Genomic DNA, 12566 nt, shown 5'->3' with positions numbered 1-12566 from the left:
GCACCATGCTTAATACGTTAAGCGGGTGCTTTTTTATGTTATTATAGTGAATGATACAAAATACATAACTTGTAAAGCATATAATTTATATAAATATTAGATAATGAGCATACAGAGAGTGGAGGTAACGTAATGAAATGTATTGTAGGCCTAGGCAACATAGGTAAACGCTTCGAACAAACAAGGCATAATATTGGCTTTGAAGTCATAGATTTTATGTTAGAGCAAAATAGATTTTCTTTAGATAAACAAAAATTTAAAGGTGCGTACACAATAGAGCGTTTAGCTGGAGAAAAAGTAATGTTCATAGAACCTATGACAATGATGAATTTGTCAGGTGAGGCAGTGGCACCTTTGATGAAATACTATGACATTGATATAGAGGATTTAATTGTCTTATATGATGATTTAGATTTACCTCAGGGTGAAATTAGACTCAGACAAAAAGGTAGTGCTGGTGGACACAATGGTATGAAATCCATTATTCAAATGTTAGGAACAGACCAGTTCAAACGAATTAGAATCGGCGTTGATCGACCTTCAAATGGCATGGCCATCGTAGACTATGTCTTGCAAAAATTTTCAAATCAAGAAATGGAAACGATGAATAAAGTAATAGAACATTCTGCACGAGCGATCGAAGCTTATATAGAAAGTAATCGATTTGACCGTGTAATGAATGAATATAATGGTGAGATTAAGTGAAATCAATAATTACAGAATATATAAATGAAGACAAACGATACCAAGAGTTAAACGAAGTATTTGGTAAAGAAAATGTTTTAGTAACCGGACTATCTGGTGCCGCAAAAGCAACGATTATAGCTGAAAAATATTTGAATAGTGAGCAGCAACTACTTGTTGTTACAAACAATCTTTATCAAGCAGATAAGTTAGAAAGTGACTTACTGCAATTTGTAGAAGATAGTGAAATATATAAATATCCGATGCAGGATATTATGACAGAAGAATTTTCAACACAAAGCCCTCAATTTATGAGTGAACGCGTGCGAACATTAACGGCACTTGCTCAAGAAGAGAGAGGGTTATTTATCGTACCTTTAAACGGATTGAAAAAATGGCTCACGCCGGTAGATATGTGGAAATCGCATCAATTAACGCTAAATGTAGGCGACGATATCGACATTGACGAATTTTTAAATAAGCTTGTAAATATGGGATATCGTAGAGAAAGTGTCGTGTCACATATAGGAGAATTTTCATTACGTGGTGGGATTGTAGATATCTACCCATTAATTGGTAAGCCAGTACGTATTGAATTTTTCGATACTGAAGTAGACTCTATACGTGATTTTGATGTAGAATCTCAACGTTCTGAAGGCAATATCGAACATGTTGATATCACAACTGCTAGTGACTATATCATTACCGAAGATGTGCTTAAACATACAAAGCATAAACTAAAGCAAGCATATGAAGACACACGTCCAAAAATTGAAAAGTCTGTGCGAAATGAATTAAAAGAAACTTATGAAAGTTTTCAATTATTCGAAGCAGAAATGTTTGATCATCAAGTGCTTCGTAGACTAGTAGCATTTATGTATGAACAGCCAGCAACGATTATGGATTACTTTAAAGAGGATGCCATTATTGCTGTAGATGAATATAATAGAATTAAAGAAACTGAAACAACTCTTGTAACTGAAATAGATGAATTTATGCAAAATTTAATTGAAAGTGGAAAAGGTTTTATTGATCAAAGTTTTCTACAATATGAAGGTTTTGAAAATTTATTAAAACCGTTTGCGGTTACCTACTTTACATTGTTTACAGCAACGATGCCTGTTCAATTAAATGAAATCATTAAATTTTCATGTAAACCAGTACAACAGTTTTATGGACAGTATGATATTATGCGTTCTGAATTCCAAAGATTTATTCAAAATGATTACACGATTGTTGTACTTGCAGAAACGGAAACGAAAAAAGAACGCATTCAATCTATGCTAAATGAAATGCATATACCTACCTTTATTGATACACCAAGTCGTCGAAATGAAGGTGGCAGTGCCATTATTACAGAAGGTAGTTTGTCAGAAGGTTTTGAGCTACCTTACATGCAATTAGTTGTTGTCACAGAGAGAGAATTATTTAAATCAAAACAAAAGAAAAAACCAAAACAGCATAAAACGTTAACGAACGCTGAAAAAATCAAATCTTACCAAGACTTGAAAGTTGGCGATTATGTCGTTCATGTCCATCATGGTGTTGGTAGATATTTAGGTGTTGAAACACTTGAAGTAGGTGGCGTGCATAAAGATTATATTAAATTACAATATAAAGGCACCGACCAGTTATTTGTTCCCGTTGATCAGATGGATCAAGTGCAAAAATATGTTGCGTCAGAAGACAAATCTCCTAAGTTGAATAAGCTTGGCGGAACAGAATGGAAAAAAACAAAAGCCAAAGTACAACAAAGTGTTGAAGATATGGCTGATGAATTGATAGAGCTATATAAAGCACGTGAAATGTCTGTGGGATATAAATTTGGACCTGATACAGCAGAACAAAATGATTTTGAAATTGATTTTCCATACGAACTTACACCCGACCAAAGTAAATCAATAGAAGAAATCAAACAGGATATGGAAATTGAGCGTCCTATGGATAGATTACTATGTGGTGATGTAGGTTACGGTAAGACAGAGGTTGCTGTACGTGCAGCATTTAAAGCAGTTATGGAAGGTAAACAAGTAGCATTTCTTGTGCCGACGACGATACTTGCACAACAACACTATGAAACGTTGATAGAGCGTATGCAAGACTTTCCGATAGAAGTACAACTCATAAGTAGATTTAGAACTACAAAAGAAGTTAAAGAAACGAAAGAAGGACTAAAGTCAGGATTCGTTGATATCGTTGTAGGAACACATAAATTGTTAGGTAAAGATATTCAGTATAAAGATTTAGGCTTACTTATAGTAGATGAGGAACAACGTTTTGGTGTACGTCACAAAGAGCGTATTAAATCACTGAAGAACAATGTAGATGTACTCACATTAACAGCGACACCTATTCCACGTACATTGCATATGAGTATGCTAGGTGTGAGAGATTTATCCGTTATAGAAACACCACCAGAGAACCGCTTCCCAGTACAAACTTATGTTTTAGAGCAAAATACGAATTTTATAAAAGAGGCATTGGAACGGGAACTATCAAGAGATGGCCAAGTATTTTACCTATACAATAAAGTGCAATCTATTTACGAGAAAAGAGAACAGCTGCAAATGCTTATGCCTGACGCGAATATCGGTGTAGCACATGGTCAAATGAATGAACGTGATTTAGAGGAAACGATGCTCAGCTTTATTAACCATGAATATGACATCATTGTTACTACAACAATTATAGAAACGGGCGTCGATGTACCAAATGCTAACACGCTGATTATTGAAGACGCTGATCGTTTCGGACTCAGCCAATTGTATCAATTAAGAGGACGTGTAGGACGTTCAAGTCGTATAGGTTATGCTTATTTCTTACATCCTACCAATAAAGTGTTGTCTGAAACTGCTGAGGACCGCTTACAAGCGATAAAAGAATTCACTGAACTAGGTTCAGGTTTTAAAATTGCCATGCGAGATTTAAATATTCGTGGTGCAGGTAATTTATTAGGTAAACAACAACACGGTTTCATTGACTCTGTTGGTTTCGATTTATATTCTCAAATGTTGGAAGAAGCAGTTAATGAAAAACGTGGCATAAAAGCAGAAAAACAAGATGCACCTGAGATTGAAATAGAACTTAATATCGATGCTTATTTACCAGCTGAATATATACCAAATGAACAATCTAAAATTGAAATCTATAAAAAATTGCGTAAAATTGAAAGTGAAACACAATTAATGGATGTTAAAGATGAATTGATCGATCGCTTCAATGACTATCCAATAGAAGTAGAAAGATTATTAGAAATGATGGAAATTAAAGTTCATGCGTTACACGCAGGTGTGACGTTAATCAAAGATGTTGGTAAGCAAGTAGAAGTCTACCTGTCAGAAAAAGGTACAACAGATATCAATGGTGAAACATTATTTAAACAGACACAGCCACTTGGTCGTACGATGAAAGTCGGAGTTCAAGAAGGCAAAATGAAAGTAACGTTAAATAAAACAGGTAACTGGTTAGACAGTCTAAAATTCCTAACGAAAAGTTTAGAAGAAAGTATGGTTATAACTGATGAAATCTAAAACGGATAAGTCATCTGCTTTTAACGGAGTAGTTGTGCTTACATTAGCACTCATCATAGTTAAAATATTAAGTGCAATCTATCGAGTACCTTATCAAAATATCTTAGGTGACGAAGGACTGTATGCGTATCAACAAGTTTATCCAATTGTTGCTTTAGGTGTTATTTTGACAATGAATGCCATACCGAGTGCTGTTACTCAAATGTTTGGATCAGACGGTCATCCTCGCCAATATATGAAGGTTTTAGTCGGATTGCAGATTGTCAGTACTAGTTTTTTCTTAGTTTTGTTAATCTGTGCAAAATGGATTGCTGCCTTAATGGGTGATGTTAACCTCGCACCAATGTTAAGCGCATCGAGTTTTAGTTTCTTATTTGTTAGTATATTGGGTATTTATAGAGGCTACTATCAAGCGCATCAAAATATGAATATACCTGCAATTTCCCAGGTTATAGAACAGTTTGTTCGTGTTGGCATTATCATTATCGCCATTGTTCTATTTATGACACAACAATGGTCACTGTATGCGGCTGGGACATTGGCGATTATTGGTTCAGCTTTTGGATTTTTAGCATCTAGTATATATCTTGTGTTGAAACGACCTTTCAAATTAACCGCATTTAAAGCGCAAAATATTGAACGTAATAAGGTTGTTGCATGGCGACAATTGGCATTAGCCATTGTGATTTTTGCTGTAAGTCAACTTATTGTGATTGTATGGCAAGTTGTGGATAGCTTTACCGTTATCCATGCTTTGCGGAATACAGGATTGAGTTTTCAAGAATCTACAACGCAAAAAGGCATTTATGATCGTGGTGCATCTTTTATTCAAATGGGGTTAATCGTCACTACCACATTTTGTTTTGTCCTTATTCCATTGCTGACAGATGCGATTAAAGTTAAGAATCATGTACTTATCAATAGATATGCGAATGCTTCTATTAAAATTACTATGCTATTTAGCATTGCTGCGGGTATCGGTTTGATTAATTTACTACCTATCATGAACCATGTATTTTTTAAAAATGATAGCCAAACGGGAACTTTAGCAGTGTATATGCTAACCGTTATATTTGTATCTTTAATTATGATGGATATTGCATTGTTACAAGTGAAGAATCAAGTGCGATCTATATTTCAAGCGTTTATTACTGGTGTAGTGAGTAAAGCGATTTTAAATGTAGTATTGATACCGCCATTTTTCATGTTAGGTGGTAGTTTAAGCACAGTGTTATCATTAATCTTATTTGCTGCCATTTTGCATTATCACGTATTGAAACATTATCAATTCCGTAATATGAAAAAATATGTCGCAAAGTTAATTTTTACAATGCTGATATTATCCGTTACCGTTCAACTAACAATGTGGTTACTTCCTACACAGGGACGCGTCGCAGGTATTGTTGAATTGGTCGTTGCTGCAGGTGTAGGCGTTATCGTCATCATCATTGCAATTGTTCGTACTGAGCTATTAAGTTTTAAAGAGTTAAAGCATTTACCATTGGGTGATAAACTCATCCATATGAAAAGAGGGAAACGATAATGACTGGAAAAATTATAATTGTTGGATTGGGTAATTATGGCATTGATGAATTACCCTTTGGAGTATATAAATTTTTGAAGCAGCACCCCTTCGTTTATACGCGTACGTTAGATCATCCAGTTATAGAAATATTGACTTCTGAGGGTATCGTATTTCAAAGTTTTGATGAAGTTTATGAATCAAATAGTGGGTTTAATGAGGTTTATGAAGACATTGTATCTCAACTTATGACTAAAGCACGAAATTCAGACACAGATATCGTCTATACAGTTCCGGGGCACCCTCGCGTTGCTGAGACAACCACTGTTAAGTTAGAGGCTCATGCGCAACAAGATGATATTGAAATTAAAGTCTTAGGGGGCAAAAGTTTCATTGATGATATCTTTGAAGCGGTTAAAGTTGACCCTAATGATGGCTTTACATTACTTGATGCTACTTCTTTAAGCAGCGAACAGTTGAATATTCGAACGCACACACTGATTACTCAAGTGTTTAGTTCCATGACTGCTGGAGATTTAAAAGTCACATTGATGTCGCGTTACGATGATGAACAAATTGTATTCATTATTGATGGTGCGCATGCTAGCGGTGCCAATGTCATTGAAACACCCTTATACGAATTAGATCACTATCCAGACATTTTCAGCAACTTAACCAGTGTATTTATTAAGCGTGTTGAAAATGATGCCACATATATGAGTGATTTTGACTATGCGACAGGAATTATCGACAGACTTGTAGATGATGAAATTGGATGTCCTTGGGATAAAATTCAAACACACCAAACGTTAAAACGTTATTTACTGGAAGAAACGTTTGAATTGTTTGAAGCGATAGATAATGAAGATGATTGGCATATGATTGAAGAACTTGGTGACATATTATTACAAGTGTTATTACATGCAAGTATTGGTAAAAAAGAAGGCTATTTTGATATAAATGAAGTAGTACAAAGTTTATCCGAAAAAATGATACGCAGACATCCACACATTTTTGGAGAGGCGCATGCAGAAACTGAAGAAGATTTAAAACACATTTGGGCAGACGCCAAAGCAAAAGAAGGAAAAGTCCAACGCGTGAAATTCGAAAAAGTGTTTGCAGAGCATTTCATGAAGTTGTATGATAAAACAAAAAATATGTCGCTAGATGAAGCTGCTTTAAAAGATTATTTAGAGCAAGGAGGAGATAAATCATGAGACTGGATAAATATTTAAAAGTATCAAGACTGGTAAAACGTCGTACATTAGCGAAAGAAATTAGTGACCAAGGTCGTATCACTGTAAATGGTTCAGTTGCTAAAGCTGGAACAGATGTTAAAGTAACGGACGAACTTGTCATTCGTTTTGGACAAAAAATTGTAACAATAAATGTTACAGGGTTAAGTGAACATGCAACTAAAGAAAACGCAAAAGGCATGTATGAGATTGTTAAAGAAGAAAAAGTTGGCGGAGAATAATAGAGGAGGTGGCAAGCATTGAGTAAAAAAGTTGAAAATATCGGAAATACGTTCACCTCTTCTGAAAATAAAAAGAAACAAAAGCAAAAAATGAGAAGACGTGTGATACGCAGACGTATCACTTTGTTTGGTGGGATACTGCTCGCGATTATTATTATTTTGTGTATCATGCTTGTCACTCAAAAGCAAAGTAATAATGACGATGCTGTAGAACGACAACAAAAAGAAGAAAAATATCAAAAGCAACAAGATGAGGAATTAGCATTAAAAGAACAACTTAACAACTTAAATGATAAGAGCTATATAGAAAAAGTAGCGAGAGATGATTACTATTTAAGTAATGATGGAGAAGTTATATTTAAGTTACCGAGTGATAAATCGGATGCAGGTTCAAAATCTTCTAAAGAAGATAAATAGCGAAAATTATTTTTTTGCATCATAATACCATTGTTAATTTATGCAAACAGGCATATAATAAGGTTAAAATCGAAACAAATCGGGAGGATTTATTTACAATATGTCAATCGAAGTAGGAAACAAGCTTAAAGGTAAAGTCACTGGTATTAAAAAGTTTGGCGCTTTCGTCGAACTTCCAGAAGGAAAAAGTGGCTTAGTTCACATAAGTGAAGTTGCAGATAATTACGTTGAAAACGTAGAAGATCATTTATCTGTTGGAGATGAAGTTGAAGTTAAAGTGCTATCTATTGCTGATGACGGTAAAATTAGTCTATCTATTAAAAAAGCAAAAGATCGTCCGCGTAGACCTCAAAGTAAACCTAGTCATAAACAACCACAACCCAAAGGTGAAGACTTTGAAAAGAAATTAACAAACTTCTTAAAAGATAGCGAAGATAAATTAACTTCCATCAAACGTCAAACTGAATCAAGACGCGGCGGCAAAGGCGCTAGACGCTAATAATAAATAATACAACTGTTTCATATATAACTAACTGATTTATTGAGAACAACGTACAATCAATGATTCCAATATTAAGTTTGAGCGTAACAATCTAAGACTGTTTTCTTACTTGAGGAAACAGTCTCTTTTTATTGTAATATGGGATGATTCCAAAGTGATTAGGCTAATTGTTGGAAGATTTAGAGTGAGTGGAGGTAGATGAAGCTGAACGTTAATACTGAGGGTTGGACGAAAGATAAGCACATTGTATTGGCGGTTTCTACAGGTGTTGATAGCATGGTGTTATTACATGAGTTAATCACAAGATTGAAAGATTCATACGCAAAATTAACCTGCTTACATGTAAATCACAACATCCGGCCGATAGCGAAGGAAGAAGAATATTTTCTCAAACAATTTTGTAAAGCGCATCATGTTGAGCTTTACGTTAGGCATTTAGATTTATCAGATGTTATTGAAAAAGGGAATAGTATTGAAAATGACGCAAGAGTAGCACGTTACCAATGGTTTGATGAGATGATGTATGAATTAAAGGCAGATATCTTACTGACCGCCCATCATCAAGATGATCAGATAGAAACTATTTTTTATCGAGTAATGACTGGACGTTCCACAAGAAGTAGTTTAGGTATGGCTTATCAAACTACACGCGCATCTTATCAGATATGTAAACCATTATTATCGACAACAAAAAATGAAATTCGTGATTATCAAGTTATGCATCGTGTACCTTATTATGAAGATGAAACAAATACACAAAATCATTATGTGAGAAATGACATTCGTAATCGTATTTTGCCTGAAATAAATGAAAATGCACAACTTGCTACAGATCAATTAATCAAACTAAAAGAGTGGCATGATGAACAACTTGAAGTGATAAATAACGAAGCCGTCGCATTTATAAAACAGGATATACTTAAAAGTGTTAAAACACAGAAGTATACGATAGCAAGATCACAATTTTTAAATTTAAGGCATAGTGTCAAGATGGCAGTGTTAGATAACCTGTTTGAACAACTTCAAATCACTCGCTCAATAACTGAAAAAACTTATAATGAGTGGTTTCAAAAATTAGAAGGAAATTTGACGCAATGCACATTATACACGACAGATAAATGGATAATTCATATCGCTTATGATAAATTTATAATAATGGCAAATTATGATGTGAAACATTTTCCGATTCAGATTACTCACCCCGGTATATACAACTATAGTCATTATCAAATTGACGTTAAACATGACTTTCCTGCTGGAGACTTTCCGTTAGTTATTCGTACACGAAGAGATGGAGATAAATTCGAGTTGAATGGTATGGAAGGACATAAAAAAATAAGTAGGTTGCTTATTGATCATAAAATCGTTCAATCCGAACGCAATCAATTACCAGTCATGGTTAATGCCCAAAATGAGATTATTGCTGTTGGCACATTATATTTAAAAAATAAATACGAACAATCAATTTTTATACGATATATGGGAGAGGAATGAAAACATGCGAGATGATTTAAAAGAAATATTATTATCAGAGGAAGATATTCATCAGATTTGTAAAGATTTAGGTGAAGAGATTACACGAGCTTATAATGGGAAACCACTTGTATGTATCGGCATATTAAAAGGTTCGGTCATGTTTATGGCAGACTTAATAAAATATATTGATACGCATTTAGCTATTGATTTCATGGATGTTTCAAGTTATCACGGTGGCACAGAATCTACTGGAGAAGTTCAAATTTTAAAAGATTTGAGTTCGTCAATTGAAAATAAAGATGTGTTAATTATTGAAGATATTTTAGAAACTGGAACAACATTAAAATCAATCACTGAGTTATTGGAGTCACGTCGTGTTAATTCACTTGAAATTGTAACATTACTTGATAAACCAAATCGTCGTAAAGCTGATATTGAAGCTAAGTACGTTGGTAAAAAGATTCCGGATGAATTTGTGGTTGGATACGGTTTAGATTATGCTGAACACTATCGTAACTTACCGTATATAGGGACACTTAAACCAGAAATTTATTCAAAGTAAGCAATACAATTTTATGAAACTGAAAATTATTATATAATGTAAGTCTAAGCGTAAATATATTAATCAGTATGTCTATGTGTTCGCTTTAAAAAGTATTTTTCATACATAAAACGAACGTGACTTAAATTATAAAATATTGAATTTTGTAACTTATGTGCACTAGGGACAATTTAAATTTAAAATAGAGCATTGAAAATTGTAAACATAGTACAAAAGTTGAAATACTAGCCGTAAACTCATGTATTGTGTTACAATTTTTGTTAGTTTTATTATTGAAGTAGGAGGAAACGACGCATGCAGAAAGCCTTTCGTAATGTGCTTGTTATCGCAATTATTGGCGTTATAATATTTGGTTTATTTTCATTTTTAAATGGAAATGGTAATATGCCAAAACAACTTACATATAACCAATTTGTGAAACAGCTAGATAAAGGTGATTTAAAATCACTTGAGATACAGCCTGAACAAAATGTATATATGGTAAGCGGTAAAACCAAAGATGATAAAGAATATTCTTCAACAATTTTATATAACAACGATAAAGAATTAGAAAAAATAACTGATAAAGCACAAAACCAAGACGGATTGAAATTTACAGTTAAAGAAGAAGAAAAACAAAGTGTATTTGTAAGTATTCTAACTACACTAATTCCTGTATTAATTATTGCATTATTATTTATTTTCTTCCTAAGCCAAGCTCAAGGTGGCGGCGGCGGTGGCGGTCGTATGATGAACTTTGGTAAGTCCAAAGCTAAAATGTACGATAGCCAGAAGAAACGTGTTCGCTTCTCTGATGTAGCAGGCGCGGATGAAGAGAAACAAGAATTGATTGAAATTGTCGATTTCTTAAAAGACAATAAACAATTTAAACAAATGGGATCAAGAATTCCAAAAGGTGTTTTATTAGTAGGACCTCCAGGTACAGGTAAGACTTTACTTGCACGTGCGGTTGCTGGTGAAGCAGGCACACCATTCTTCTCAATTAGTGGTTCTGACTTCGTTGAGATGTTTGTTGGTGTCGGTGCAAGTCGTGTACGTGATTTATTTGAAAATGCTAAGAAAAATGCACCATGTATTATTTTCATCGATGAAATTGATGCAGTGGGTCGTCAGCGTGGCGCTGGTGTTGGTGGCGGACACGATGAACGTGAACAAACGCTTAACCAATTACTAGTTGAAATGGACGGATTTGGCGAAAATGAAGGTATCATTATGATTGCCGCTACGAACCGCCCTGATATTTTAGACCCAGCATTATTACGTCCGGGTCGTTTTGATAGACAAATTCAAGTGGGTCGTCCAGATGTTAAAGGACGTGAAGCGATTTTACATGTTCACGCTAAGAACAAGCCACTTGATGAAACAGTAGACTTAAAAGCAGTTTCTCAAAGAACACCAGGCTTCTCTGGTGCAGATTTAGAAAACTTACTTAACGAAGCATCTTTAGTTGCTGTTCGTGAAGGTAAGAAAAAAATCGATATGCGTGATATAGAAGAAGCTACTGACCGTGTTATTGCAGGTCCAGCTAAAAAATCTCGTGTTATTTCAGAAAAAGAACGTAATATTGTTGCCCACCATGAAGCTGGTCATACAATTATTGGTATGGTGCTTGATGAAGCCGAAGTTGTTCATAAAGTAACGATTGTTCCACGTGGACAAGCGGGCGGTTATGCAATGATGTTACCTAAACAAGATCGCTTCTTAATGACCGAACCAGAGTTGCTAGATAAAATTTGTGGCTTACTTGGTGGACGTGTTTCAGAAGATATCAACTTTAATGAAGTTTCTACGGGTGCTTCTAATGACTTTGAACGTGCAACGCAAATTGCGCGTCAAATGGTTACAGAATACGGTATGAGTAAGAAACTTGGACCTATTCAATTCTCAAGCAGTAGCAATGGCCAAGTGTTCTTAGGTAAAGATATGCAAGGTGATCCTGAATACTCTGGACAAATTGCTTATGAAATTGATAAAGAAGTACAACGCATTATTAAAGAACAATATGAGCGTTGTAAAGACATTCTGTTAGAACATAAATCACAATTACTCTTAATTGCTGAATCATTACTAACAGAAGAAACATTAGTTGCTGAACAAATACAATCATTATTCCATGATGGTGTGTTGCCAGAAGTTGACTATGACGGAGCTAAAGTCGTAGAAGAAGACAAAAATGACTTCGAAGATGGTAAATACGGTAAATCATATGAAGATGTGCGTAAAGAACAATTAAATCGTAGTGACGATGATCAAAAAGACGATCATGAAGATGAAGAATCTGGTGACAATGAAAAAGACGGTGAAAATTCAGAGCCAACTGGCCATGAACAAGCACCTGACATTGACAGACCAGGTAATTCAAACGACCCTGGTCGTCGAAACTAAAGACTGAATTT

Annotated in this window: 10 protein-coding genes; all 10 read left to right on the top strand. The window is 34.7% G+C overall.

Annotated features, from left to right (window positions below):
* Positions 1 to 132 precede the first annotated feature (132 nt).
* The 10 genes from pth (at position 133) to ftsH (ending at position 12555) form a co-directional block, all read left to right on the top strand.
* Entirely contained in the window at positions 133 to 705 is a 573-nt protein-coding gene (gene pth / locus SSP_RS11345; protein ID WP_002484201.1) for an aminoacyl-tRNA hydrolase, read from the top strand.
* Positions 702 to 4214, top strand: coding sequence for a transcription-repair coupling factor (mfd, locus tag SSP_RS11340; protein ID WP_011303869.1), 3513 nt, complete (start codon positions 702 to 704; stop codon positions 4212 to 4214). Before pth ends, mfd begins: the two co-directional genes overlap by 4 nt.
* Positions 4204 to 5757: a polysaccharide biosynthesis protein gene (locus SSP_RS11335; protein ID WP_041784845.1), complete on the top strand. Its 1554-nt coding sequence runs from the start codon at positions 4204 to 4206 to the stop codon at positions 5755 to 5757. Before mfd ends, SSP_RS11335 begins: the two co-directional genes overlap by 11 nt.
* Complete coding sequence (locus tag SSP_RS11330) at positions 5757 to 6953, top strand: MazG nucleotide pyrophosphohydrolase domain-containing protein (protein WP_011303867.1); 1197 nt, start codon at positions 5757 to 5759, stop codon at positions 6951 to 6953. Before SSP_RS11335 ends, SSP_RS11330 begins: the two co-directional genes overlap by 1 nt.
* Positions 6950 to 7213: an RNA-binding S4 domain-containing protein gene (locus SSP_RS11325; RefSeq protein WP_002484197.1), complete on the top strand. Its 264-nt coding sequence runs from the start codon at positions 6950 to 6952 to the stop codon at positions 7211 to 7213. Before SSP_RS11330 ends, SSP_RS11325 begins: the two co-directional genes overlap by 4 nt.
* Before the next feature lie 18 nt (positions 7214 to 7231).
* Entirely contained in the window at positions 7232 to 7630 is a 399-nt protein-coding gene (locus SSP_RS11320; protein WP_011303866.1) for an FtsB family cell division protein, read from the top strand.
* Positions 7631 to 7730: 100 nt separating this feature from the next.
* Positions 7731 to 8129 carry a S1 domain-containing RNA-binding protein gene (locus tag SSP_RS11315; RefSeq protein WP_002484195.1) on the top strand — a complete coding sequence of 133 codons (399 nt, stop codon included), beginning with the start codon at positions 7731 to 7733 and terminating at the stop codon, positions 8127 to 8129.
* 201 nt (positions 8130 to 8330) lie between these two features.
* Positions 8331 to 9626, top strand: a complete 1296-nt coding sequence (gene tilS, locus SSP_RS11310) for a tRNA lysidine(34) synthetase TilS (protein ID WP_011303865.1) — start codon at positions 8331 to 8333, stop codon at positions 9624 to 9626.
* A 4-nt stretch (positions 9627 to 9630) separates the two neighbouring features.
* A complete protein-coding gene (gene hpt / locus SSP_RS11305) occupies positions 9631 to 10170 on the top strand; it encodes a hypoxanthine phosphoribosyltransferase (RefSeq protein ID WP_011303864.1) in 540 nt (179 codons plus the stop codon).
* Between the two features lie 294 nt (positions 10171 to 10464).
* Positions 10465 to 12555: an ATP-dependent zinc metalloprotease FtsH gene (gene ftsH / locus SSP_RS11300; protein ID WP_011303863.1), complete on the top strand. Its 2091-nt coding sequence runs from the start codon at positions 10465 to 10467 to the stop codon at positions 12553 to 12555.
* The last annotated feature ends 11 nt before the right edge of the window (positions 12556 to 12566 follow it).

Source organism: Staphylococcus saprophyticus subsp. saprophyticus ATCC 15305 = NCTC 7292 (assembly GCF_000010125.1).
Taxonomy (GTDB): Bacteria; Bacillota; Bacilli; order Staphylococcales; family Staphylococcaceae; genus Staphylococcus; species Staphylococcus saprophyticus.
The sequence above is the reverse complement of the archived record's forward strand: the minus strand, read 5'-3'. Positions and strand labels throughout refer to the sequence as shown.